We start from the raw sequence: 25247 nt of genomic DNA on the forward strand, positions 1-25247 counted from the left end.
GGAAGTCGGGGGCTCAGAGGCGTTCGATGATGGTGGCAATGCCCATGCCGCCACCGACACACAACGTCGCCAGGCCATAGCGCAGGCGTCGGGTTTCCAGCTCATCGAGCAGCGTGCCGAGAATCGCGCAGCCCGTGGCGCCCAGCGGATGACCCATGGCGATGGAGCCGCCGTTGACGTTGACCTTGTCCGGATCGATGGCCATGTCCTTGATGAATTTGAGCACCACCGAGGCGAACGCTTCGTTGACCTCGAACAGGTCGATGTCTTCCACCCGCAGCCCGGCCTTGGCCAGCGCTTTACGGGTAGCCGGCGCCGGGCCGGTGAGCATGATGGTCGGATCGGTGCTGGTGACCGCCGTGGCAACGATCCGCGCCCGAGGCTGCAGGCCAAGCGCCCGGCCCTTGGCTTCGGAACCAATCAGCATCAGCGCCGCACCATCGACGATCCCTGAGCTGTTGCCCGGCGTGTGCACGTGATTGATCCGTTCGACATGGCTGTAGACGCGCAACGCCGTGGCGTCGAAGCCCATTTGCCCCATCATCTCGAAACTCGGCTTGAGCTTGCCCAAGCCTTCCAGGGTGGAGTCGGCGCGAATGAACTCATCGTGATCGAGCAAGATGATGCCGTTCTGATCCTGCACCGGCACCAGCGACTTGTTGAACGAACCGTTCGCCCGTGCCCGCGCCGCTTTCTGTTGCGAGTGCAGCGCGTAGGCATCCACGTCCTGACGGCTGAACCCTTCGAGGGTGGCAATCAGGTCGGCGCCCACGCCTTGCGGTGTGAAATGGCTGTGCAGATTGGTTTCCGGGTCCAGCGCCCAAGCCCCACCGTCGCTGCCCATGGGCACGCGAGACATCGACTCGACACCGCCGACCACCACCAGGTCTTCGAAACCGGAGCGCACCTTCATCGCGCCGAGGTTCACCGCTTCAAGCCCCGAAGCGCAGAAGCGGTTGATCTGCACGCCCGAGACGCTGACGTCCCAATCCGCCACTTGGGTCGCGGTTTTGGCGATATCGGAGCCTTGATCACCAATCGGCGTCACGCAGCCGAGCACCACGTCATCGACCTGGCTGGTATCGAGCGACGTGCGCTGTTGCAGCGCCGTGAGCAAGCCGGCCACCAGATTGACCGGTTTGACGCTGTGCAAGGCGCCATCGGCCTTGCCTTTGCCACGGGGCGTGCGTAACGCGTCGAAAATCAAAGCTTGGGTCATGACGTCCTCGAACCTGGGCGGTGAGTAAATACTGAGTGCTCACTCTTATGCCGGGCCGCCGCGGATTCAATGACCGCAGTGCTCACTGACGTTGACTGACGTGCTCAGACGGACGGTAGTGAGCGATGGGATTAACCGATTCAGGACACGGAGCTGTCTAGCAAAAGGGCGCCCAAGAAGCTGGCAATAGGCCTCATGCCTTTTTAAGAGCATTTGTCGATAGTTCCATACGAAATGGATCTAAGTCACGAGTGACGCGGGCTCTAAGGTGAAGTGTACGAAGTTGTCGTCGGGTTTTGCCGAGGCACTCGTCTGACAGGAAGTGCAACGCTCTGCCGTCATGGAGATATGCAGGCAGGCATCAGGAAATAACAAAAAAGGCGGTCAAGCCATGTTCAAACATTCGAAAGTACGTCAAGCCGGGCTCATTCTTTTCGCCACCACGCTGTTGTTGATTTTGCCGAATCTGACCAAGGTGATTGGCTAGTCGGTAAAAGAAAACGGTGTCAGGTATTTATATCGTCATTCTAAAAATGTGACTGGCCCGCTACCCGGGCCAGCGTGGGTGTGCCAACCTTTGGGCACTTCCACGACATGGACGGCGATCTATTGAAAACGCTCATTCTGTTCGGGGCCTTGCTGCTCAGCACGCCTCTGTTTGCCGCACAGCTGAACCTCGAGCTGGGCGCGACCACTCGCACCTGGCAGACCGAAGAACTGCTCAAGCACCCGCAAGTCCAGACCCTCCATATTGCCGACGACGTTTCCTACAAACGGGACATGAGTTATCAAGCGGTGCCGCTGGCGGCGCTGTTGACCGGCATCAAGCCCGATGACCATTTGCAAGCCGTGGCGCTGGACGGATTTGCCGCCGAGTTGGCCGCAGCGCCTTTGCTCAACACTCAAGGTGCGCGGGCGTGGCTGGCGATTGAAGACCCGGCCAAACCTTGGCCGGCATTGTCAGAAGGCAAGCCGGGGGCCGGGCCGTTTTATCTGGTCTGGACGGATCCGCAGGCCGGCAATATCAGCCCGGAGCAATGGCCGTTTCAGCTGTCCAGCATCAAGCGCCTGGCGCCGGTCGCTGCGCGCTTCCCTGCCCTGCTGCCTGATCCGGCGTTGAAGGCGGGCGATCCGGTGAATCAAGGCTTTGCGTTGTTTCAGAAGAACTGCCTGGCTTGCCATCGATTGAACGGTGCCGGGGATGCGCAGTTCGGGCCGGATTTGAATATTCCGTTTAGTCCGACCGAGTATTTCGGGGCGGAGTTCTTGAAGCGCTATATCCGTGATCCGCAGAGCTTGCGCCAGTGGCCGCAGGCGAAGATGCCGGGGTTTACGGCGCAGGTATTGCCAGATGCGGATCTGGACATGCTGGTGGGGTATTTGAAGCACATGGCCGGGCGCAAAATTAAGCCCTGATACCCATCCCCCACTGTAGGAGTGCCTGCTCGCGATAGCGGTGCGTCAGTTACAGATTTGCTGACTGGCAGACCGCTATCGCGAGCAGGCTCACTCCTACAAGGGATTTGTAAGGCGCCTGATTATTGTTGCTGGACGGAGATAACCGGCATCGGCGTCGGCGACACAAACACCTTCGCATGCATCTGCTCACACCCACCGCCCCGGCGCATTCCGCGTACCGGACAGGCGTCCAGATAATCCAGGCCCACGGCAAGCTTCAAATGGCGCTCGGGCCGGGCCAATTCATTGGTCACATCAAAGCTGTACCACGCATCATCGAGCCAGGCTTCCGCCCAGGCGTGACTGGCCACGTGTTCGCTGTTCTCGCTGTACAGATAACCCGACACATAACGCGACGGAATGCCCAGGCTTCGCGCACAGGCGAGAAACGCATGGGTATGGTCCTGACAGACGCCGGAACGTCCGGCAAAGGCCTGGGCCGCGCTGGTGTCGACTTCGGTCGAGCCTGGCGTGTAGGTCATGTGCTGGTTCAGGCCATGCATCAAGTCGATCAGTGCGGTGCGATCCCGACGGGTCTTGCATTCCTTTTGCGCGAACGCTCGCAAGGCTTCGTCGGCTTCGGTCAGCCGGGTGAAACGCAGGAACGGCAGCGCCGACTGGCTCTCATGTTCGGCTTCGCGCAGTTCATCGATATCCACCTGACCACGGGCGCCAATGATGATCGCCTCGTGCGGCTCGTCCATGGTCAGTACATGCAGGATGTTGCCGAACGGATCGAGTTGCGCGCGCACCGGGCGCGGCAGGTCGAGTTGCCAACTGAGCACGTGCTGGCGCTCGCTGTCATGGGGTGTCAGTCGCAAATACTGGATGCTCGCCCGCACCTGATCTTCATAGTGATAGGTGGTTTCGTGGCTTATGGAAAGTCTCATGCAGCCTCCAGGTAAGAACTGTGAATGGCGTTGCCCAACTGGCGCACCAGCGGGATGAATTCGGTCAGCCAGGCATGCAGGCCTTCGTCGAGAATTTCGTTGATGCCGGTGTAGCGCAGGCGTGCGTCGATCTCGGCGGCCAGGCGCTGCGCGGGGCGGCCGTTGGCCCCCGGCAGGCTGGCGAGAATCTGGTCGATTTCTTCGGTGCACGCGCGCAAGGAACGCGGTACATCCGCGCGCAGCAACAGCAACTCGGCCACATGCCGGGCACCGGGGGCGTCGCGGTAAATCTCGGTGTACGCCTCGAACGACGACAGCGCTCGCAACAAGGCGCTCCACTGGTAATAGGCGTGCGCCGTGCTGTCACTGACCGCTTCGGCTTGATCGCCGGCCATTTCGTAGCGTGCATCGAGCAGGCGCAGCGTGTTGTCGGCCCTTTCGATAAACGTCCCCAGACGAATGAAGCGGAACGCATCGTTACGCATGATGGTGCCGTAGGACGCGCCCCGGAACAGGTGGGAACGTTCCTTGATCCACTCGCAAAAACGGCTCATGCCATAGCGGCTCAAGCCCTGTTCGGCGATCCCGCGAATTTCCAGCCAGGTGGCGTTTATGTTTTCCCACATGTCGGCGGTGATTCGCCCACGCACCGCATGGGCACTGGCTCGCGCCGAACCGAGGCAGCTGTAGATGCTCGCCGGGTTGGCCGCATCGAGGGCGAAGAAATGCAACAGCCGTTCGGCATGCAACTCGCCGTGGCGCTCCAGGTAATCGTCCAGGGTGCCGGTGATCAGCAGCGGCATGGCGAGTTCGTGCAGCCCGTTGCCGCGACCATCCTGCGGCATCAGCGACAGCGAATAACTGATGTCGAGCATCCGTGCGAGGTTTTCCGCCCGCTCCAGGTAACGCGACATCCAATACAAATCCGAGGCAGTTCTACTTAACATGGCAGGCTTCCTTCAATCCTCGACCACCCAGGTGTCCTTGGTTCCGCCACCCTGGGAGGAATTCACCACCAGAGAGCCTTCACGCAAAGCAACACGGGTCAAACCGCCGGGCACGACCCGGGTTTCGCGGCCAGACAATACAAACGGACGCAGGTCGATGTGGCGTGGCGCAATGCCGTTTTCGACAAAGGTCGGACAGGTCGACAGGGACAACGTCGGTTGCGCGATGTACGCGTGGGGCTTGGCTTTGATCCGTGCACGGAACGATTCGATTTCCGCCGCCGTCGCCGCCGGCCCCACCAGCATTCCGTAACCGCCAGAGCCCTGGGTTTCCTTGACCACCAGATCCGGAAGATTGGCCAGCACGTGGGACAGTTCGGAGGGATTGCGACACTGGAACGTCGGCACGTTCTTCAGGATCGGCTCCTCGTCGAGGTAGAAACGGATCATGTCGGTGACAAACGGGTACACCGACTTGTCGTCCGCCACCCCGGTGCCGATGGCATTCGCCAGCACGACGTTGCCGGAACGGTACGACGACAGCAGCCCCGGAACGCCCAGCATTGAATCCGGATTGAACGCCAGCGGATCGAGGAACGCATCGTCGAGGCGACGGTAGATCACGTCGACAGCTTTCGGCCCGTCCGTGGTGCGCATGAACACCTTGTCATCGCGCACGAACAGGTCCGCGCCCTCCACCAGTTCAACCCCCATTTCCCGAGCCAGAAAGGCATGCTCGAAAAATGCGCTGTTGAAGCGACCCGGCGTCAACACCACCACGCTCGGGTTATCGATCGGGCTGGAGCTTTTCAGGGTATCCAGAAGCAAATTCGGATAGTGATCGATAGGCGCAATGCGTTGCGCCGCAAACAGTTCGGGGAACAGGCGCATCATCATCTTGCGGTCTTCGAGCATGTAGCTGACGCCGCTCGGTGTACGCAGGTTGTCTTCGAGCACGTAGTACGTGCCGTCGCCGTCGCGCACCAGATCGACACCTGAGATGTGCGAATAGATGTCCCGGTGCAGATCCAGCCCTTGCATCGCCAACTGGTATTGCTCGTTGGCCAGCACTTGCTCGGCCGGGATGATGCCGGCCTTGATGATGCGCTGCTCGTGATAGAGGTCGGCAAGGAACATGTTCAGTGCCTTGACCCGCTGAATGCAGCCGCGCTCGACGACCCGCCATTCGCTGGCAGGAATGCTGCGGGGGATGGTGTCGAAGGGAATCAGGCGCTCTGTCCCCTGCTCGTCCCCGTAGAGCGTGAAGGTTATCCCGGCGCGATGAAATAACAGATCGGCCTCGCGTCGCCGTTGTGCCAGAAGCTCGTCAGGCGTTTCGGCCAGCCAACGGGCAAACTCCCGATAATGCGGGCGGACCTGGCCGCCGGCATCGTACATTTCATCAAAATAGGTGCGGATCATGCCGTACTCCTTGTCACCCGGACATCTAGGCTTCGCAAGGCCCGTGCCAGCGGCAGAAACGCTTTGATATCAATCGGTTGGATAATCGCTCCGTTTTCACCGCACCATTCCTGTGCAGCAAACGCCCCAACCTGACAGCCCCCGCTTCATTGCAAGGCGACGTTGTCGCCTATCACCAGCATAGTCAGAGTTGATTTCACTGCCCGGCCGCCGGCGGGGATAATCCGCGCATTCGCTGGATAAACAGCCCGAACTTCCCTTTAGCCGCCTGCTCAGGCGGCTTTTTTTTGCGCCGGATTCTTGTTTCAGGGTTTTGCCGGACGTGTTTTACGACCCTCCGCAAACTAAAACGGCCAACCCGAAGGTCAGCCGTTAGTGCGTGTCACTGTTCATAGGATTATGCGAGTAGCCCTCGTACCTCCTGCTTGACGCCCCATCCTTCGATGATGCCGCCCAGAGGCTCGACCACCGCCTCGAAGCCTTGCTCGAAATCGCCGATGTCATCGTAAGTGGCGTACATGACTTTGCTCAGTTCGAGCGCCCATGCCCCGTCGTCGCGCACACTGATTTGCGCATTCAGGGATTCGCCACGGTAATGACCTGCTGCTCTGCGGGCCCGCTCCTCGTCGGGAAAAATGGCGTAGAACTCGATGGGGTGGAATCTTGAAAAGTCGAAACCGCCTTCTTTCAGGCGGCGCAGCACTGAGCTGCTGATGTCTTCTTGATAGGCTGTGCTCATGAAACGTCCCCCTCATATAGTGATGGATAGACTTTCCGTATTCCCGGCACGCGCAACCGAGTGGTGCGCGCGATGCGGCAACCTCGTTGCCGGTGGGAAGCAAGCATGTAGCTGACAAGACCAGACCTTAGCGATCCGTTCGCTGATCTCGATTGCAGAGTAGCCTCAAGAGAGAGCCGCTGCCAAGGCCTGAATGAGAATGAGACAGGAGAGGTTCAGATTGGCGTGATGCCGAGGATTTGTATGCTGTTCTGGGCTTTGAGACTTTTGACGCTCGCATCAGCGGTTCGCCCTTCCAGATCATTCAGATCCAGTTTGGCAGCGACGGGAAGAAGTCGGGCCTTGATGAGTTTGGCGGCGTGCTCGTTATCCGGACACTCGTTGCACTCAAAGACTTCATCGACTGTTTCACCGTGATCATCCACGAAAGTGATTTTCCACTTTTGCATCAGTGCCTCCTCGATAAAGCCCATGGATGGGCCTACATGCATCTGGACTTTTGCGCTGACTGATCGTTCAAACGAATTGCGATGTTCTGACAGGAAACCGGTTGCCGTTTTTGTAGGAGTGAGCCTGCTCGCGATAGCAATCTGTCAGTCAATAATCATGTGACTGACACACCGCTATCGCGAGCAGGCTCACTCCTACACAGGGGGTGTGTACAACCCTTAGTCGTTGCTTGGCTTGTTCACCGCTTGCAGCACGTATTGCGGCAAGGCGAAGGCGCCGATGTGGATCTCTGGATTGTAGTAGCGGGTGATGATGCCGCTGCCGGCGAAACGCTGTTGCAGGGTTTCACGGGACAATTTGCGATAAGCGGTATCGGTCGCGCCCCAGGCAAATGTCATCGAGCCACCGATGTAGGTCGGCACGGCCGCCTGATAGAAGTGCCAGTCCGGGAACAGGCTGCGCAGACGCCCGGCGGTGGTTTTGACTTCTTCGATCTGCATGAACGGGGTGCCGTTCTGGGTGACCAGGATACCGCCTTCGTTCAGGCAGCGACGGCAGGCCTGGTAGAAGTTTTCCGAGAACAGCACTTCACCCGGACCGATCGGGTCGGTGGAATCAGAAATGATCACGTCGAACTTTTCAGTCGTGGTGGCGACGAAACGCATGCCGTCGTCGATCACCAGGTTCAGACGAGGATCTTCGAACGCACCTTTGGAGTGGTTTGGCAGGAATTCCTTGCACATGTCGACCACGGTGCCATCGATCTCGACCATGGTGATGTGTTCGATGCTGCGGTGCTTGGCCACTTCACGCAGCATGCCGCCGTCGCCGCCACCGATGATCAGCACGCGCTTGGCGCTGCCGTGCGCCAGGATCGGCACGTGGGTGAGCATTTCGTGATAGATGAATTCGTCGGCTTCGGTGGTCTGGATCACGCCGTCCAGCGCCATCACTCGACCCATGCGCGGGTTTTCGAAGATGACCAGGTGCTGGTGTTCGGTGCGCACTTCGTGCAGCAGTTTTTCCATGCGAAAACGCTGGCCATAGCCTTCGTAGAGGGTTTCCAGGTATTCGCTGGCAGGGGTAGTGCTCATGGGAAGTGCTCCGATGAATGCGGGTGGCAACGGACGGTTACCCGCCCATGATGGCCAATCGAGCAGCTCGATTAACCGGGAAAGGCGCGCATTCTACGTCGCGGAAGATGACAGGTCGAACCTCACTTGATAAGTCGACACATTCCTCTGTGGGAGCGGCGGTGCGACGTCTCGACTTGCCTGCGATGCGGACGGCTCGGTCCAGGTAGACCGCAGCGATTCCATCGCAGGCAAGCCGCGCTCCCACTGGTTCAGTGTCGGTTGTGAGGACGCACTCAGATGCGGACGTTGCCCCGTGGCCCGGCGATGGCCCAGATGATCAGGCCCAATACCGGCAGGAACGCGATCAACAGCACCCAGAGGATTTTCATCCCGGTGGTGGCGCCACTTTTTATCACGTTGATGATGGCCCAGATATCCAGCACGAAAATGATCAAGGCGACCAGGCTGTTGAACGTAGAACCCATGGTGACGCTCCCTAAGAGTGATATGCACCCTTAGGATAGCCGGGCCTTGCGAGGGTTCCGCTTTTTAAACGTGAATCGCGATCTTCAGCGCTTCCAGCGACGGCGCAGCGGCGATGCCGACTTTGGCACACAGCTCAAGCACACGCGGCACATCGTTGCCGTAGACCAGCACCACTTGCAGCTCGTCGTCGAGCAGCTGGCTGAAGTTCATCAGCGTGTAACCACCGTTTTCCTTATTCATGCTACCCATTTGCACCTGAATGCGATTGAGTGCGGTCAGGGCTTCGGTCTTGGCCAGCTGCTTGGGTTTGATATTGAAATCAACGCCAGGGCCGAACGAGGCGACGATCTGGGCGAACAGGTCCATGTAGGTGTCAGCCTGGAACAGCACCGTCTCCGGCAGACTGCCGACCACCACCCATTCACCCAACGGGATCGGGAAGGTGTCGTCGTAGTTGATATCCGGGTTGGCCGTGAGAAAAGCCTGCGGATCGGCGTAGGCTTGAGCCGCTTCGTCAGCAACTTTCAGGATTTCGTCATCGCTCATGCACCCGGAGCTGATTTTGCTGATGAGTTCGACGAGTGCGGCTTTCATGAGGCGGATCCTGTAGCGAGTGAATTTTGAGGGCGCGAAGGATAGCGCATTCGCAGAAAGTTACCGAGCGTGAGGAGACCTGTGGCGAGGGAGCATGCCCCTCACCACAAAGCATCATCCCAGCAGTTTTTCCAGCTGCGCGGTGGTGTCGACGGCGCCCATCGTTTTAGCGGCATCGAGGGCCGACACGCCGTTGGCGTCCTTGGCTTTCGGATCGGCCCCTTTGCTGATCAGGTAGTCGACGATGGCGACGCGGTTGAACATCGCCGCCATCATCAACGCGGTACGGCCATCAAACGATGAACCTTCCACTTGCGCGCCGCCCTCGACCAAGGCCGTGACCACCGCCAGGTCGCCCTTGAACGCGGCACCGGCAATCGGGCTTTGGCCGTTGTCGTTGCGGATTTCCGGGTCGGCCTTGTGTTCGAGCAGGACTTTCACGGTGTCCACGTGGCCGTGGTAGGCGGCCAGCATCAGCAAGGTGTCGCCCTTGTGGTTACGCAGGTTGGGCGGCAGGCCTTTGGTCAACAGCGCTGCCATCATGGCCGCATCGCCCTCGCGCGCCTTGTTGAATACCTGTTCGGCAAATTCAGCGGCTTCTTCGGGGGTCATCTGGCGGCTTTGATCTGACATCGGGGGCTCCCTGTTCGGTTATTCGTAAAGCCGACAGTTTCCCGAGCAGCCCCCGCGCTGTCACTTGTTTTTTCTCAAGGGCCGCCATAGGCACATTCAATAGCGGTACTTGCCGCTGTGAATATCCGCCAGCACCTGCTCGGTAACCTGCACATAAGTCTGGGTGCCGGGCAACCAGGCGTAGATCGGGTCATCGCCGGTCTTGCCAGGGTCGAAGGCTTCGTCCTTGAGCCGGGTCTTCTGGTATTTGAAGGTCCCGGTGGTCTCCATTTTCACTTTCACCCGCAAAAACAGCGGCACCGCATAGGTCGGCATTTGCTGGCGAGCAAACTCCAGCAGTTCGCTGAAGTCCAGGGTGGCCAGGGATTCGGCCGGAGTAATCGCCGCCATGCCGGCACGCCCGTTGGTGTTGTGGACTTCCACGCCATACGCCACGGCTTCCGCGATGTGCGGGTGTTGCAGGAGGATGTTTTCCACTTCCGTGGTCGAGACGTTCTCGCCCTTCCAGCGGTAGGTGTCGCCCAAGCGGTCGACGAACTGTGCATGGCCAAAACCAATGTTGCGCAGCAAGTCACCGGTGTTGAAGTACCGATCGCCCTTCTTGAACACGTCATGCAGCACGACTTTTTCGGTCTTTTGCGGATCGGTGTAGCCGTCCAGCGGCGCCTTGTCGTCGATTCTCGCCAGCAACAAACCCTGCACGCCCTTGGGCACTTTGTTCATGAAACCCTTGGCGTTGCGAATCGGCTGGCCGCTGTCGTGGTCGTAGGCCACCAGCTCCCAGGCCATCAGCGAGAAACCGATGGTGTGGTCAAAATTGAGAATGTTGGTGAAGCCGATGTTGCCGTCGCTGGCCGCATACAGTTCACAGATATGCTCGACGCCGAAGCGGGTCTTGAAGGTGTCCCACGCGCCGGGGCGCAAACCGTTGCCGATCATCTTCGTCACGCCGTGCTGGCTGTCTTCGGCGCTGGTAGGTTGATCCACCAGATAGCGGCACAACTCGCCCACGTAACCGAGGGTGGTCGCGTGGTATTTGCGTACGTCATTCCAGAACTGGCTGGCGCTGAATTTGCGGCGGATGGCAAAGCCCGAAGCACCGTTGATAGCCGAGCCCCAGCACACGCAGAGCCCGGTGGCGTGATACAGCGGCAAGGTGCAATAGACGATGTCGTGCGGCTGCATGTCCAGGGCGATCAGGCCGAAACTGGCGGAGCTGCGCATCCAGCGTCCGTGCTTGAAGACGCCGGCCTTGGGCAATCCGGTGGTGCCCGAGGTGTAGATATAGAAACAAGGATCGTCGAAAAAAACCTGCTGGCTGCTGACAGGGTTTTCCTCGGACGCGTCGGCACTCGCCGCCATCAGGTTGATGAAACCGTCGGGGGCAACGCCCGGATGGTTGCAGGTGTCTTGATCGGCGACGAACCAGGTTCGCGCCGGCGCGATGGACACCCGCTCGCGGACCTGGGAAAACGGCGGGACCAGTTCGCCGCCGACAATGATCGCCACGGGGGCTACCAAATTCAGGCTGTGCGCGAGGGTATCGCGGGTTTGCGAGGTGTTGAGCAACGCGCTGATCGCGCCGACCTTGGCCACGGCCAGAATCGTCACCAGCAGTTCCGGACGGTTCTCGATGAAGACCGCGACCACGTCACCCTTGCCGATGCCTTGGGCAATCAGATGATGAGCAATGCGATTCGCCCACTGGTTGACCTGCGTATAGGTCAGCGTCACGTCGCCCTGCAGTAACGCGGGGCCATCGGGATTGCGCAACGTCGCCTGTTCGAAACACCAGCCCAGGCCACACGGTTGGGTCGGATCCTTGACGTTGGCGACTTTCAGGCCCTTCACCACACGGGGAATGGTTCTGGCGATCGTCGGCAGTTTGCGGAGCATCATGCCCCAGGTAATCGTGTCGTTTGGCCTGCGTTTCATCTGTGCTCCCGCTGATTTTTTTATTGTCGGGCGGCGTTCCATGAGCTCGAAAATACGTCAGCGGTTCTTGGCCTGTACACGCGGATTTTGCAATGTTTTGTATCCGCAACCCGGATAAACGAACGATGAACCTCGAGGTGCGGATTGGTTCCATCGAAGCAGCAACAATCTTTCAAAATGCAGGATGCACGATGGCCATTCATGCAGATTGCACGAAAGCGAAAACCCGACCTAAAATTAACTTATTGATTTATAAGAATTTTATTAAATTCAAATACTGGCACAATCGCTGCAACTACCTCTCCATGCTTGCCAATCTCGTGCAAACGGAGCTGATAGACATGAGCCTGATCCAAGAAAAATTTACCTCCCTGTTCTCCAACTTCGAAGTCACCACCCAAGCGCGTCCTGACGGCGGAATTTTGCTGACCTTGCGCAGCAGCGAAGGCCGTGTGTTCAAGCGTTCGATTTCCTACCAGCAATTGCACGCGGGTGATCAGTTGACCTGGGTGATCAGTGCGATTCGCCGTGACCTTGCCGAACAGGCGAGTGAACTGCCGCAGATCTCCATGCTGCAAAGCCAGCAACGATTTGCCTTGCCGACTTATCACACGGCGTAAATCGTTGCAGTGCTGAAAACAAACAGGCCGTGAGCTTTCGCTTCACGGCCTGCGTTGTTATGTGGTGTGCTTTATAAGGTGGAGGGGTTGATTCGCGCGAAGCTGTCGACGGTCAGATGGCCTGCCAACTCCCCACCCTCTCGCGCCAGCCCGCAGGTCGCCATCCCGGCCGTGCGTGCAGCGTCCAGCTCTTCGACGATGTCGGACAGAAACAGAATCTGCGCAGGCTCAAGCCCGATGGCCTGAGTGATGCGTTGGTAAGACTGCGCTTCCCGCTTGGGCCCCGACGTGGTGTCGAAATAGCCGCTGAACAGTGGCGACAAATCCCCAGCCTCGGAACAACCGAAGATCAGTTTTTGCGCCTGGATCGAGCCCGAGGAGTACACAAACAGTTGATAGCCTTCCTGATGCCAGCGCTTGAGCGCTTCAACGGCGTCCGGGTAAACGTGGCCCTTCAACTGCCCGGCCTGATAACCCTGTTCCCAGACCATGCCTTGCAACGCCTTGAGCGGCGTGGCTTTGCGGTCTTCGGCGATCCAGCTCAGCAGAATGGCGATCACCCGCTCAACGTCGGCATCCGGCTCGGCGCTGTCGCGACGCACGGCCGACAGTTGCTCCGCCACATCGGCGCGCGCGGCGTGCTGACGGACAAACTCCGGCAGGTGTTTCGCGGCGTAGGGAAACAGCACGTCGAACACAAAACTCACCGCGCTGGTGGTGCCTTCGATGTCGGTGAGAATCGCTTTGATCGGCATCGGTTCAGTCCTCAAGACGCGGGAAGCGGCTGGCGATGTCTTCGCCGGTGAAATTGGCCACCCAGCCTTCAGGGTTGTTGAACAGGCGGATCGCGACGAAATGCGGATGCTCGCCCATGTCAAACCAGTGCGGCGTGCCGGCCGGGACCGAGATCAGGTCGTTCTTTTCGCACAGCACCGCGTAGACGTAATCGTCGATGTGCAGGGTAAACAGGCCACGACCCGCCACGAAAAATCGCACTTCATCTTCGCCATGACGGTGTTCGTCGAGGAACTTGGCGCGCAGTTCGGCTTTTTGCGGGTGATCGCTGTTCAGGCTGATGACGTCGACCGTGATGTAACCGCGCTCGGTCATCAGCTTGTCGATCTGCTCCTGATACGCGGCGATCACTTCTTCCTGACTGGCGCCGGGCTGGATCTTCGCCGCCGCTTGCCAGCGGTCGAAACGCACGCCCTGTTCGGCCAGGGTCGAGGCGATGTCTTCAAAATGGGTCAGCACCTTGTTCGGCAGTTCAGGGCTTGAGACGTGGTAAACGGACAGGCTGCTCATCAGGGCAACTCCTTAACGGTTCATGCGTTACGGTTGAAGAGCGCGCGCGTCTTCAACTCGCACTCGAACAAAAATTCAAAGGCCTCGATCTGCCGCAGCGCATCACTCATGCGCGCGCCCCAGGTGTAGAGGCCATGGCCGCGAATCAAGTAGCCGACGCAATCGGGATGGGCGTCCAGCCAAGGCTGAACCTTGGCGGCGAGGCGCGCAATATCCTGATCGTTGTCGAAAATCGGCACGCGCACCCGGGATTCGTGGGTCGATACGCCACTGAAGGCTTTTTGCAGTTCGTAGTCTTCGAACTCGATGAAATCTTCCGGGGTCAGGCGCGACAGCACCGTGGCGTTCACCGAATGGGTGTGCAGCACCGCGCCGATGTCCGCGCGCCAGCTGTAGAGCTGGGTGTGCAGCAGGGTTTCGGCGGACGGCTTTTTATCCGGTTCCAGGCTGTTGCCCGACAAATCGGTGGCGAGCACATCGTCGAGCCCCAACTGACCTTTGTGCTTGCCGGACACCGTCAGCAGCGCTTCGCTCGGCGACAGACGCGTCGAGTAGTTGCTGCTGGTGGCCGGTGACCAGCCGCGGCCATACAGAAAACGCCCGGCGTCGATGATTTCCTGGGCGAGGTGTTCACGGGTAAGGCTCATGGCCTGTCCTCTTGCAGTCGTGTGGCAATGATAACGGCAGCCGCCAGGGCTGCGAGGCTTGCAATACTAAAGGTCAACGGTGCGCCGAGGGCATTCCAGCTGTAACCGGAATACAACGCGCCCAATGCGCCGCCGGTGCCGGCCAGCGCGGCGTAAAGCGCCTGGCCCTGCCCTTGCTGGCGTGCGCCGAAACTACGTTGCACGAACTGGATGGCAGCCGCGTGAAAGCTGCCGAACGTGGCGGCGTGCAGCACCTGGGCAAACAGCAACACCCAGAGAAATTCGGCAAACGAACCAAGCAGCACCCAACGCAGGGCGGCCAACAGGAAACTCGCCAGCAGCACCCGGCGCACCGAGAAGCGCGCGAGGATTTTGCTCATGGCCAAAAACATCAGCACTTCAGCAACCACGCCGACCGCCCAGAGCATGCCGATGACGCCGCGGCTGTAGCCCAACCGTTCAAGGTGCAAGGTCAAAAACGTGTAATACGGGCCATGGCTCATCTGCATCAGCGCCACGCAGCCATAAAACGCCAATACACCGGGGCTGCGCAATTGCTTGAGAAACCCGTCCCCCGCTTCACGAAGGCCCTGAACTGGTTGGGCATTCGGCACCCACAGGCTGCTGACGACGATACCGGCCATGATCAACACCAACGCCACCGGATAGATGTCGAGGCTGAGCCATTCGAACAATCGGCCCAGTAACACCACGGTGATGATGAAACCGATGGAGCCCCAAAGGCGAATCTGACTGTAGCGCGAGGTCTGGCCTTTCAAGTGCGCCAGGGTTATGACTTCGAACTGCGGCAATACCGCGTGCCAGAAGAACGCGTGCAACGCCATGACCATCGCCAGCCAGGCGTAGGTCTTACTGATAAAAATCAGCGAGAACGTCAGCAGCGTACACACCGCGCCGAAGCGCACGATGGCCAGGCGCCGGCCGGTGTAATCCCCCAGCCAGCCCCAGATGTTCGGCGCGACGCAGCGCATCAGCATCGGGATTGCCACCAGTTCGCCGATGCGCGCACTGGAAAACCCCAGGTGATCGAAGTACAGCGCCAGAAACGGCGCCGTCGAACCGAGCAAGGCGAAATAGAACAGATAGAAACTGGAGAGCCGCCAGTACGGGAGCGCCGCCACGCTCGTCAGACCGCAGCGGCGTTAAGGTCAGCCATTAAAGCTGACCCAGCACCGGTGTGCTCACGCGCACATCGGCGTTCTGACCACGGTGACGCAACAGGTGATCCATCAACACGATGGCCATCATCGCTTCAGCGATGGGCGTAGCGCGGATGCCGACGCATGGGTCGTGACGGCCCTTGGTGATGACATCCACCGGGTTGCCATGAATGTCGATGGAACGGCCCGGCGTGGTGATACTCGACGTTGGCTTCAGCGCCAGGTGCGCGACGATCGGCTGGCCGGACGAAATACCACCGAGAATGCCGCCGGCATTGTTGCTGAGGAAACCTTCCGGGGTCATTTCATCGCGGTGTTCAGTGCCGCGCTGGGCAACACTGGCGAAACCGGCGCCGATTTCCACGCCTTTCACCGCGTTGATGCTCATCAGCGCATGGGCCAGCTCGGCATCGAGGCGGTCGAAAATCGGCTCGCCGAGGCCAGGCATCACGCCTTCAGCCACCACCGTGATCTTCGCGCCGACCGAATCCTGGTCGCGACGCAACTGGTCCATATAGGCTTCCAGCTCCGGGACTTTGTCCGGGTCAGGACTGAAGAAAGCGTTCTCTTCCACCGAATCCCAGGTCTTGAACGGAATTTCAATCGGGCCGAGCTGGCTCATGTAGCCGCGAATGACGATGCCCTGGGTGGCCAGGTATTTCTTGGCAATTGCACCAGCCGCTACGCGCATCGCGGTTTCCCGGGCCGAGCTGCGACCGCCGCCACGGTAATCACGCTCACCGTATTTATGGTGGTAGGTGTAGTCGGCGTGGGCCGGGCGGAACAGATCCTTGATCGCCGAGTAGTCCTTGGACTTCTGGTCGGTGTTGCGGATCAGCAGACCAATGGAGCACCCGGTGGTGCGACCTTCGAACACGCCAGAGAGGATTTCGACTTCGTCGGCTTCCTGGCGTTGCGTGGTGTGACGGCTGGTGCCCGGCTTGCGGCGATCCAGGTCACGCTGCAAATCCTCCAGAGAAATCTCCAGCCCCGGCGGGCAGCCGTCGACAATGGCGACCAACGCCGGACCATGGCTTTCGCCCGCGGTGGTGACAGTGAACAGCTTGCCGTAGGTATTGCCGGACATGCAGGACGCTCCGTGAAATAGAACCTGAATACGAATGCGCGCCAGTATACGCAGGCTACCCAAGTAGTTCATCCTCGAACCTTATGGGTGCCCGCGAGTCCAACCGGCACCTTTGTGAATGATGGCGTGATGATGCTGCGAGTTTTAGCCTTGAGCCTGACCTTGTTTACCGGCTACGTGCAGGCCACCGTCCTGCAACGACCTATTACGCTGGATACCGGCACCGGTGAGCTTTTCGGCTCGCTGTTGCTGCCAAAATCCGACAATCCTGTGCCAGTCGTCCTGATCATTTCCGGCTCCGGTCCTACAGATCGTGACGGCAATAACACCGACGGCGGACGCAATGACAGCCTAAAACGGCTCGCCTGGGTGCTGGCCAAACACAACATCGCCAGCGTGCGTTACGACAAACGCGGTGTGGCAGCGAGCCTTGCCGCCACGCCGGATGAACGCAATCTGTCGGTAGAGGCCTATGTGGCCGATGCCGAAGCCTGGGGCCAGAAGCTGAAAAGTGATCCGCGTTTCGGCCCGCTGATTCTGCTCGGCCACAGCGAAGGCGCCTTGATCGCCACCCTGGCGGCGCCAAGTGTAAACGCCGCGGCGGTCATCTCGCTGTCCGGCAGCGCTCGCCCGGTTGATCAGGTGTTGCGTCAACAGTTGAGCAATCAACTGCCACCGGCGCTGATGCTGCGCAGCAATGAGCTGCTCGACAGCCTCAAGGCCGGTCACACCGACGACAACGTGCCGCCGCAGCTTCAGACGATTTTCCGTCCGAGTGTGCAGCCATACCTGATTTCTCTGTTCCGGCAGGACCCGGCGGCAGCGTTCGCCAGGTTGAAGATGCCGGCGTTGATCATTCAGGGCAGCAACGACATTCAGGTTGGAGTCGGTGACGCCAGGCTGCTGAAGGCCGCCAAACCGGACGCCGAGCTGGCGCTGATCGAAGGCATGAACCACGTCATGCGCATTGTGCCCAACGACGTCAAACGGCAATTGGCCTCTTATAAAGACCCCCAATTGCCACTGGCGGCCGAGCTTGGCACCCGCATCCTCGGGTTTATTGACGGACTTCGCCCCAGTTAAGCGCTGTTGGCCCTCCAGTCCTGTCAAAAACGGCCGATAAGCCTTTGTCGCCAGCGCAATGGCTGGCGGCAGGGCTTGGACAGGATCTCGCCGTTATGACTGATACCCAGACTTCACCCGACACCACCGCTGAAAAAGACGCACCGCCAGCGGTTGAGCTGCCGTGGGCGGACGTCCACGTCGAGCACCACAAGATGCTCCGTCTGGCGCCGCTGAAAACCGACCGCAACACCGGCGGGCGACCGCTGCGCTTTGTCGAATTCGGCTATGCCGAACGCAACAGCAAGGAGCAGAGCCTGATGCGCATGAGCATCACCCTGCCCGGTCAGCGCGTGCGCAAAGAACAGAATCACCTCGACGTGTGGGTCGATCACACCACCAAGCGTGTGCATTTCGGCCCCGACAGCGGCTTGCAGATTGAACCGATGAACCGTGGCATCGGCCGCTTCATGGCCGCTCAAGGCATCACGTGGGCGAAGAAGCGCTGGTCCGGTTACACCGTCGACGGCACGGACCTGAACAATAAAGATGCGCTGAACGAAGACACCCGCCTGCGCCGCGATCACTTCCTCAAGGCCCATGGTTTTGAGGTGGTGTATGCCGATGCCCAGCATTTGAAGGGCAGCGTCAAAGACGTGCAGGTCGGTGACCTGTCGGGCGAGTGGAACACTGAAAAGCTGCAACTGGTGGAAATTCTCGAAGCGGCGCAGATGCTTCAGCAGGCCGAGCAGAACCTGGCCGAGCAAGAAGTAAAGCTGAAGACGCACGAAGAAAAAGTCAGCAAGTACAAGCGGGAAGACGCCGGGCTGCGCTTTACCATTACGTGTCTGGTGGCGTTTGCGATGTTTCAGGCGGGGTTGTTGATCTGGATTGCTACGCATCGGTAAACGTCTGAGACCGACGTGCGGCCATCGCGGGCAAGCCACGCTCCCACAGGTTCTGTGTCGTACCCGAATGGTGCGACACATTCTGAACCTGTAGGAGCGAGGCTTGCCCGCGATGGCTTTCTAAAGTCAGACGCGAGAAGCGAACAGTGCCTGATGATCGCGGCACTGTTCAGCCGTCAACATGAACACCCCATGCCCGCCGCGCTCAAAATCGAGCCACGCAAAATCGACTTCCGGGTACAGTGCGTCGACGTGAACCTGGCTGTTGCCCACTTCGACAATCAGCAAGCCCTTCTCGGTCAGATGATCCGCCGCTTCCGCCAGCATGCGGCGCACCAGGTTCAAACCGTCATCGCCACAGGCCAGGCCCAGCTCCGGCTCGTGCTGATACTCGTCCGGCATATCGGCGAAATCTTCCGCATCGACGTAGGGCGGGTTCGACACGATCAGGTCGAAACGTTGACCCGGTAAACCATCAAAGCCATCGCCCTGAACCGTGTACACCCGTTCATCGACACCGTGACGCTCGATGTTCTGGTTGGCCACTTCCAGCGCTTCAAACGACAGATCGGCCAGCACTACTTCGGCGTTCTGGAACTCGTAGGCGCAGGCGATACCGATGCAACCGGAACCGGTGCACAGGTCGAGAATGCGCGCTGGCTCGGCCCCCAACCATGGCTCGAAGCGTTTTTCAATCAGTTCGCCAATCGGTGAACGCGGGATCAGCACGCGCTCGTCGACGATGAAGGACATGCCGCAAAACCACGCTTCGCCCAACAGGTAAGCGGTCGGAATGCGTTCTTCGATGCGGCGCTTGAGCAAGCGCTGCAGATTGACCAGCTCATCATCTTCCAGCGCACAGTCGAGGTAGCTGTCGGCGATTTCCCACGGCAAGTGCAAGGCACCCAACACCAGTTGACGGGCTTCGTCCCAGGCGTTGTCGGTCCCATGGCCGAAAAACAGATCCTCCCCATGGAAGCGGCTGACGGCCCAACGGATATGGTCACGCAGGGTACGAAGGCGGGAAGTGATCACGACGGCAAACTCCAGAAAAAACGACTGGCGATTCTAACAGCCAAAACGCGCCACGACGACGCAGGAAAAACACCGGGCCGAATGTAGGATCGATCCCTTTTTGCCGCTGGCTATTGAACAAAACCCGCAACTTGACAAGGCTGAGAGCCAGTAATGACGGCGTCTACGATAGTAGCGATTCACAGAACCGCTCAGCCAGAGGACAATGTCGCAAAAGCCCCACTCCAAGGAGCCCCAGAATGTCCGTTCCAAAAACGATGTTTCAACTCAGCGGCCGCGGTTACGCAGCAGCCAATCTGAGCCATGCGACCCTCGTCATCATCGATGCCCAGAAGGAATACCTCAGCGGTCCGCTGGCCCTGAGCGGCATGGACGCTGCCGTCGCGAACATCAAGCAATTGCTGGCGGCTGCCCGTGCGGCCGGCCGCCCCATCGTGCATGTACGCCACCTCGGTACGGTCGGCGGGCTGTTCGACCCACAAGGCGAGCGCGGTGAGTTCATCCCCGGCCTTGAACCACAGGCCGACGAAACCATCCTCGGCAAATTGCTGCCAAGTGCGTTCCACGGCACCGAACTGGCCAAACGCCTGGAAGACCTCGGCGCCCTTGACCTGATCGTCTGCGGCTTCATGAGCCACTCCAGCGTCAGCACCACAGTGCGTGCCGCCAAGAACCTGGGTTTCCGTTGCACGCTGGTGGAAGACGCCTGCGCCACGCGCGACTTGCCTTACAAGGGCGGCGTACTGAGTGCCGAGCACGTTCAGCAGACCGAAATGGCGATCATGGCGGACAACTTCGCCACCCTCGCGCTCACTCACGATCTGATTTGATCGGCCCGTGATGAGCGGCCAATAGCGCCGCTCATCTGCAAAAGCCTCTCGTTTGCCGCAATTGTCTTAGCCTCAGGAACATCCCGGTCAACTCCCGGTCGAAGGGCCGATACCCATTGAGGAAGGTCGGAATGAAGTTATCCGATGGTTTTGACGCTCGCCGCTTGCGGCCCAAAGGCCAACGCAACTGGCGTTTTCGTATTGGCGCGGCGTTTGCCGCGTTGCTGGCAACGTGCGGTGTATTGCTCGCCATGGCCGCTGCCGCCAGCCTGCTCGGCCACGCACCTGCGCTGGGCGAACTGAATACCAGCCGCACCGGTGCGGCAGTGGTCCTGGCGGTCGGCCTGTTCGTGCTGTACCTCGGCGTGTGGCTGTGGCGTCGCTGCCGACGCCGGTCGCGTCAGTCGCGTGAGCTGAACATGTCCCCGCACCTGATGAAAAAACACGATTGAACCGAGGCCTGGCATCTGCCGGGCCTCAATTGTTATGGATAGCGCCTCGACTTGGGTAAACTGGCCGACCTTCGCGGAGGCTGACATGCAAGACGACGATTTTTCCCTGTTCAAAAGTGCGATCCAAGGCGTCAAGCCGATCAAGCACGATCGCGCCGAAACCGGCAAACCCAAGGCCGACCGCGCGCAAATCGCCAAGCTGCGTCAAGCCGCAACCATTCGTACCGATGCCACCACCGTGGATGGGCTGTCCGATCAGTTCGTCATCGATGTCGGCCCGGAAGACGAATTGATGTGGGCCCGTGACGGTGTCCAGGAAAGCCAGATGCGCAAGCTCAAGATCGGGCAGATTCCGTTCGAGGGCAGCCTCGACCTGCACGGCATGAGCGTGGAAAAGGCCCGGGAAACCCTCTGGGCGTTTCTGGCCGAAGCGACCAGGTTCGAAATTCGCTGCGTGCGCGTCACTCACGGCAAAGCCGTGCGTCTGGACGGCAAGCGGCCGATGATCAAGAGTCACGTCAACACGTGGTTGCGCCAGCATTCACAGGTGCTCGGCTTCACCTCGTGCCAGGCTAAACATGGCGGCGCCGGGGCGGTTTATGTGATGCTCAAACGCACCATGATGGAAGGTCGCGACGAGTAAAGCTGTCGCGTCATGCTTGCAGCGCCGTGTTTGCCACCGTACCCTTGCCCTTTGCGAAAATCCCCACAGGTAGTTTCATGTCCCTGGAACAGAATTACACCGCGATTCTCGGCCAACTGGGCGAGGACGTCTCCCGCGAGGGCCTGCTCGACACGCCAAAACGTGCCGCCAAAGCCATGCAGTACCTCTGCCGCGGTTATGAACAGACGCTCGAAGAAGTCACCAACGGTGCCTTGTTCAGCTCCGACAACAGCGAAATGGTGCTGGTCAAGGACATCGAGTTGTACTCGTTGTGCGAACACCACCTGCTTCCGTTCATCGGCAAGGCACACGTCGCTTACATCCCGAGCGGCAAAGTATTGGGCCTGTCGAAAGTGGCGCGAATCGTCGACATGTACGCTCGCCGCCTGCAGATCCAGGAAAACCTCAGCCGCCAGATCGCCGATGCGGTCCAGCAAGTCACCGGCGCCCTGGGCGTTGCGGTGGTGATCGAGGCCAAGCACATGTGCATGATGATGCGCGGTGTGGAGAAACAGAATTCGTCGATGATCACTTCGGTGATGCTCGGTGAGTTCCGCGAAAACGCCGCCACCCGCAGCGAGTTTCTCAGCCTGATCAAGTAACGTGCGGCACGAAGAAAACCGGCATTCATCGCCGGTTTTTTTTCGTCTGAAAAAATCAGGTAAGCTGCGCGCCCTTCTTCATTCGCACCGTGAGGCTTTCAACGTGTTCGTAAAAGCGCTTCGTGTCGGCCTTGGCCAACTGATCATCTTCATCGACTTCATCACCCGTCCGGGCAAGAAGCAGCGCCCCGCCGAGGCTCAGGCCAAGGTCAACTCCGCTGCCAAGGACTTGACCCTGTACCAATTCCACGCCTGCCCGTTCTGCGTGAAAACCCGCCGCAGCCTGCGTCGCCTGAATGTGCCGGTGACACTGCGTGATGCAAAGAACAACGAACAGGATCGCCAGGCCCTGCTGGAGCAAGGTGGCAAGATCAAGGTGCCGTGCCTGCGCATTGAAGAAAATGGCCAGACCACTTGGATGTATGAGTCCAAGGTGATCATTGATTATCTGGACAAGCGGTTTGCGGCTGCTTGATGGCTTTGTGGTGAGCTGACTGACGCCATCGCGAGCAGGCTCGCGATGACGCCGATACAGTCACCACAACCCCCAGTCAAAAATAAACCGGCCCTTGCGCCGGTTTATTTGTTTCTGCCCTCCCCTCAGACCGCTTCAGCCGCCCACTTTTAGTGGCGGGTCTGGCCCCTTCGCGAGCAGGCTCGCTCCCACAGGTGACCGAGTTCTTTCAGGGAAATGCAATTAACTGTGAGAGCGAGCCTGCTCGCGAAGGGGTCCGCACAGGCGATATATCCCTATCGCCAACATTTTCGTAAACAAAATCAAAAACATTATTTGCTTTCTTTGTATACAAAAGCATAATCCACTTCGTGCGAGTTCCTGACCAGCCGGTCAACATATTCGCAAGTGCCTCAAAGGTCCGCTGCCACCCTCATGGGTCCGGTCCTGGAAATAACAATAAAACTCTTGAGGAGTACTCGCTGTGGAAAGCCGCAAATCCGAAGCATCGACGCTGGAACTCTCGCCGCCGTTACGCAATGGCTTGCTTGAGCGCATCTTCAAACTCACCTTGCATGGCACCACGGTGAAGACCGAGCTGATTGCCGGTCTGACAACCTTCATCACCATGGCTTACATCATCTTCGTCAACCCTAACATCATGGCCGACGCCGGGATCGATCACGGCGCCGCATTTGTGGCGACCTGCATCGCCGCCGCACTGGGTTGCCTGTTGATGGGCCTCTACGCCAACTGGCCCGTCGGCCTGGCACCAGGCATGGGCCTGAACGCTTTCTTTACCTACACCGTGGTCGGCACCATGGGCTACAACTGGGAAACCGCCCTCGGCGCGGTGTTTGTCTCCGGTGTGTTGTTCATGATCCTGACCTTTTCCAGGATTCGCGAATGGCTGCTGAATAGCATTCCCGTGAGCCTGCGCTTCGCCATGGGCGCCGGCGTCGGTTTGTTCCTGGGGCTGATCGGCCTGAAGACTGCGGGCATCGTCGTCGATAGCCCGGCCACCCTGATCAAACTCGGCTCCCTGCGCGAACCCGGCCCGTTGCTCGCCGCCATCTGCTTCCTGATGATCGCCATTCTCAGCTACCACAAAGTGTTCGGCGCGATCCTCATCAGCATCATCACCGTGACCCTGGCCGGTTGGGGCCTGGGCCTGGTGCACTACGAGGGCATCATGTCGGCCCCGCCGAGCCTGGCCCCGACCTGGATGGCGATGAACCTGGCCGGCGTGTTCAACGTCAGCATGATCAGCGTGGTCCTGGCGTTCCTCTTCGTGCACATGTTCGACACTGCCGGCACCCTGATGGGCGTAGCCCAGCGCGCCAACCTGGTCGGCGCCGACGGGCGGATCGAAAACCTCTCCCGCGCCATGAAAGCCGACAGTGCATCCAGCGTCTTTGGTGCGATTGTGGGTGTTCCGCCGGTCACCAGTTATGTTGAAAGTGCCGCGGGTGTTGCCGCGGGTGGTCGGACAGGTCTTACCGCCGTGACCGTGGGTGTGCTATTTATTGCGGCGATGTTCTTCGCACCACTGGCCGGCATGATTCCCGCCTATGCCACCGCCGGCGCGCTGATTTATGTGGCGATGCTGATGATGGGCGGTATGAAGCACATCGAATGGGACGAAGCAACCGACAGCATTCCGGCCATCGTGACCGCGATCATGATGCCGCTGACCTTCTCGGTCGCTGACGGTATTGCGCTGGGTTTCATCACCTACGTGGCGTTGAAGGCCGGCACCGGTAAGTACAAGGAAATCTCCGTCAGCTTGTGGGTGCTTTGCGCGATCTTCATCGCCAAGTTCATTTTCTTGTAAGCCGCCTACGTTTCACAAACAGTGTTTCAAAGCAGCCTCACCCCACCGGGTGGGGCTTTTGCACAAATGGAGGAAAGTGATGAGTCTGGAAACCTGGCTGCTGTTCAGCGGCGCTGCGCTGGTGGTAATCCTGATCCCTGGGCCCCTGTCATTGCTAATGATCAGCAACAGTCTGAATTACGGTTTGCGCCGTTCTTACCCAGCATTTCTCGGTGGCGTGATTGCTTCGATCTGCTTGCTCAGTGCTTCCGCGCTGGGTCTGGGCGCCTTGCTGCTGGCGTCGGAACAGTTGTTCAGCGCGTTGAAAATCGTCGGCGCGCTCTACCTGTTCTACCTCGCCTGGCAGAGCTGGCAACAATCGCGTCAGCCATCGGTGGGTGCCGAAGTGCCTCAGGCGGCGCCGGTGCCACGTTTTCGTGCGCTGTTCGGCCGAGCGTTTGTGCTGGGTGCGAGCAATCCGAAAGACATTCTGTTTTTTGCCGCTTTCTTACCGCAGTTTTTGAACGCGGAACAAGCGTTTTTGCCGCAGTTGCTGGTGATGATTGCGACCTGGACCGTGCTCGATCTGTTGTGCAAATTGGCTTATGGGCTGGGCGCTCATGGTGCAGCCAGGTATTTACGCAGTGGCAAAGGACAAAGTTGGTTTAACCGGGTGAGCGCAGGACTTTTCAGTGGAGCGGGCGCGGCCTCCTTATTAAGCAACCACTGATCGGATCG

General features: G+C 59.3%; 28 protein-coding genes. 11 read left to right on the plus strand and 17 right to left on the minus strand.

Features of this window, described 5'->3' with window-relative positions; genetic code table 11:
• Positions 1–13: 13 nt before the first annotated feature.
• Positions 14–1219 (minus strand): acetyl-CoA C-acetyltransferase, encoded by a 1206-nt coding sequence (locus SB725_RS17595; protein ID WP_027922518.1) that lies wholly within the window; start codon positions 1217–1219, stop codon positions 14–16.
• A gap of 594 nt (positions 1220–1813) precedes the next feature.
• Here SB725_RS17595 and SB725_RS17600 point away from each other — a divergent pair.
• Entirely contained in the window at positions 1814–2635 is an 822-nt protein-coding gene (locus SB725_RS17600) for a c-type cytochrome (protein ID WP_410922436.1), read from the plus strand.
• A gap of 122 nt (positions 2636–2757) precedes the next feature.
• On the opposite strand, the gene SB725_RS17605 is transcribed toward SB725_RS17600, so the two are convergent.
• The 10 genes from SB725_RS17605 to SB725_RS17650 all read right to left on the minus strand — a co-directional run bounded on the left by SB725_RS17605 (position 2758) and on the right by SB725_RS17650 (position 11849).
• Complete coding sequence (locus tag SB725_RS17605; protein WP_410922415.1) at positions 2758–3567, minus strand: transglutaminase family protein; 810 nt, start codon at positions 3565–3567, stop codon at positions 2758–2760.
• Entirely contained in the window at positions 3564–4514 is a 951-nt protein-coding gene (locus tag SB725_RS17610) for an alpha-E domain-containing protein (protein WP_027922515.1), read from the minus strand. Before SB725_RS17610 ends, SB725_RS17605 begins: the two co-directional genes overlap by 4 nt.
• 12 nt (positions 4515–4526) lie before the next feature.
• Positions 4527–5936: a circularly permuted type 2 ATP-grasp protein gene (locus SB725_RS17615; protein ID WP_027922514.1), complete on the minus strand. Its 1410-nt coding sequence runs from the start codon at positions 5934–5936 to the stop codon at positions 4527–4529.
• Between the two features lie 397 nt (positions 5937–6333).
• Positions 6334–6675: a ribonuclease E inhibitor RraB gene (locus tag SB725_RS17620; RefSeq protein ID WP_410922416.1), complete on the minus strand. Its 342-nt coding sequence runs from the start codon at positions 6673–6675 to the stop codon at positions 6334–6336.
• 215 nt (positions 6676–6890) lie between these two features.
• Positions 6891–7124, minus strand: a complete 234-nt coding sequence (locus SB725_RS17625) for a hypothetical protein (RefSeq protein ID WP_059181336.1) — start codon at positions 7122–7124, stop codon at positions 6891–6893.
• 219 nt (positions 7125–7343) lie between these two features.
• The gene (gene speE / locus SB725_RS17630; protein ID WP_027922511.1) at positions 7344–8219 is read right to left on the minus strand and encodes a polyamine aminopropyltransferase; all 876 of its coding nucleotides are present in this window, start codon (positions 8217–8219) and stop codon (positions 7344–7346) included.
• A gap of 275 nt (positions 8220–8494) precedes the next feature.
• Complete coding sequence (locus SB725_RS17635) at positions 8495–8686, minus strand: PLDc N-terminal domain-containing protein (RefSeq protein ID WP_027922510.1); 192 nt, start codon at positions 8684–8686, stop codon at positions 8495–8497.
• Between the two features lie 64 nt (positions 8687–8750).
• Positions 8751–9281 carry a hypothetical protein gene (locus SB725_RS17640; protein WP_059181337.1) on the minus strand — a complete coding sequence of 177 codons (531 nt, stop codon included), beginning with the start codon at positions 9279–9281 and terminating at the stop codon, positions 8751–8753.
• A gap of 114 nt (positions 9282–9395) precedes the next feature.
• Positions 9396–9914 (minus strand): ankyrin repeat domain-containing protein, encoded by a 519-nt coding sequence (locus SB725_RS17645; protein ID WP_027922508.1) that lies wholly within the window; start codon positions 9912–9914, stop codon positions 9396–9398.
• Positions 9915–10010: 96 nt separating this feature from the next.
• Entirely contained in the window at positions 10011–11849 is a 1839-nt protein-coding gene (locus tag SB725_RS17650; protein WP_410922417.1) for a long-chain-acyl-CoA synthetase, read from the minus strand.
• Positions 11850–12190: 341 nt separating this feature from the next.
• On the opposite strand from SB725_RS17650, the gene SB725_RS17655 reads away from it, so the two are divergent.
• Positions 12191–12469 carry a DUF3509 domain-containing protein gene (locus tag SB725_RS17655; protein ID WP_027922506.1) on the plus strand — a complete coding sequence of 93 codons (279 nt, stop codon included), beginning with the start codon at positions 12191–12193 and terminating at the stop codon, positions 12467–12469.
• Positions 12470–12540: 71 nt separating this feature from the next.
• Here the strand turns inward: SB725_RS17655 and mtnC are convergent, their stop codons facing one another.
• The 5 genes from mtnC to aroC are packed head-to-tail and all read right to left on the minus strand — an operon-like array spanning position 12541 to position 16689.
• Complete coding sequence (gene mtnC, locus SB725_RS17660) at positions 12541–13224, minus strand: acireductone synthase (RefSeq protein ID WP_410922418.1); 684 nt, start codon at positions 13222–13224, stop codon at positions 12541–12543.
• A gap of 4 nt (positions 13225–13228) precedes the next feature.
• Complete coding sequence (locus SB725_RS17665) at positions 13229–13774, minus strand: 1,2-dihydroxy-3-keto-5-methylthiopentene dioxygenase (protein WP_027922504.1); 546 nt, start codon at positions 13772–13774, stop codon at positions 13229–13231.
• 20 nt (positions 13775–13794) lie between these two features.
• Entirely contained in the window at positions 13795–14421 is a 627-nt protein-coding gene (locus SB725_RS17670; protein WP_410922419.1) for a methylthioribulose 1-phosphate dehydratase, read from the minus strand.
• Positions 14418–15563, minus strand: a complete 1146-nt coding sequence (locus tag SB725_RS17675; RefSeq protein ID WP_410922420.1) for an MFS transporter — start codon at positions 15561–15563, stop codon at positions 14418–14420. Before SB725_RS17675 ends, SB725_RS17670 begins: the two co-directional genes overlap by 4 nt.
• A 34-nt stretch (positions 15564–15597) precedes the next feature.
• On the minus strand, positions 15598–16689 hold the full coding sequence (gene aroC, locus SB725_RS17680) for a chorismate synthase (protein ID WP_007914036.1): 1092 nt from the start codon (positions 16687–16689) through the stop codon (positions 15598–15600).
• 129 nt (positions 16690–16818) lie between these two features.
• Here aroC and SB725_RS17685 point away from each other — a divergent pair, with 129 nt between their 5' ends.
• On the plus strand, positions 16819–17772 hold the full coding sequence (locus SB725_RS17685; RefSeq protein ID WP_027922501.1) for an alpha/beta hydrolase: 954 nt from the start codon (positions 16819–16821) through the stop codon (positions 17770–17772).
• 95 nt (positions 17773–17867) lie between these two features.
• Positions 17868–18659 carry a hypothetical protein gene (locus SB725_RS17690; RefSeq protein ID WP_059181341.1) on the plus strand — a complete coding sequence of 264 codons (792 nt, stop codon included), beginning with the start codon at positions 17868–17870 and terminating at the stop codon, positions 18657–18659.
• A 126-nt stretch (positions 18660–18785) separates the two neighbouring features.
• Here SB725_RS17690 and prmB read toward each other — a convergent pair whose 3' ends face one another.
• Positions 18786–19694, minus strand: a complete 909-nt coding sequence (prmB, locus tag SB725_RS17695; protein WP_027922499.1) for a 50S ribosomal protein L3 N(5)-glutamine methyltransferase — start codon at positions 19692–19694, stop codon at positions 18786–18788.
• Between the two features lie 239 nt (positions 19695–19933).
• Here prmB and SB725_RS17700 point away from each other — a divergent pair, with 239 nt between their 5' ends.
• From SB725_RS17700 to SB725_RS17730, 7 genes are all read left to right on the plus strand, one after another.
• Positions 19934–20524 carry a cysteine hydrolase family protein gene (locus tag SB725_RS17700; RefSeq protein WP_027922498.1) on the plus strand — a complete coding sequence of 197 codons (591 nt, stop codon included), beginning with the start codon at positions 19934–19936 and terminating at the stop codon, positions 20522–20524.
• Positions 20525–20655: 131 nt separating this feature from the next.
• Complete coding sequence (locus tag SB725_RS17705) at positions 20656–20976, plus strand: hypothetical protein (RefSeq protein ID WP_027922497.1); 321 nt, start codon at positions 20656–20658, stop codon at positions 20974–20976.
• Positions 20977–21061: 85 nt separating this feature from the next.
• Positions 21062–21619, plus strand: a complete 558-nt coding sequence (locus SB725_RS17710) for a Smr/MutS family protein (protein WP_027922496.1) — start codon at positions 21062–21064, stop codon at positions 21617–21619.
• A 77-nt stretch (positions 21620–21696) separates the two neighbouring features.
• Positions 21697–22242, plus strand: a complete 546-nt coding sequence (gene folE, locus SB725_RS17715) for a GTP cyclohydrolase I FolE (RefSeq protein ID WP_003204506.1) — start codon at positions 21697–21699, stop codon at positions 22240–22242.
• 103 nt (positions 22243–22345) lie between these two features.
• The gene (locus tag SB725_RS17720; protein ID WP_027922495.1) at positions 22346–22717 is read left to right on the plus strand and encodes a glutathione S-transferase N-terminal domain-containing protein; all 372 of its coding nucleotides are present in this window, start codon (positions 22346–22348) and stop codon (positions 22715–22717) included.
• A gap of 463 nt (positions 22718–23180) precedes the next feature.
• Positions 23181–24530, plus strand: a complete 1350-nt coding sequence (locus tag SB725_RS17725) for an NCS2 family permease (RefSeq protein WP_027922494.1) — start codon at positions 23181–23183, stop codon at positions 24528–24530.
• Between the two features lie 79 nt (positions 24531–24609).
• A complete protein-coding gene (locus SB725_RS17730) occupies positions 24610–25239 on the plus strand; it encodes a LysE family translocator (RefSeq protein WP_027922493.1) in 630 nt (209 codons plus the stop codon).
• Positions 25240–25247: the final 8 nt, after the last annotated feature.

It is taken from the genome of Pseudomonas sp. SIMBA_041 (genome assembly GCF_046535095.1).
Lineage (GTDB): Bacteria > Pseudomonadota > Gammaproteobacteria > Pseudomonadales > Pseudomonadaceae > Aquipseudomonas > Aquipseudomonas mucoides.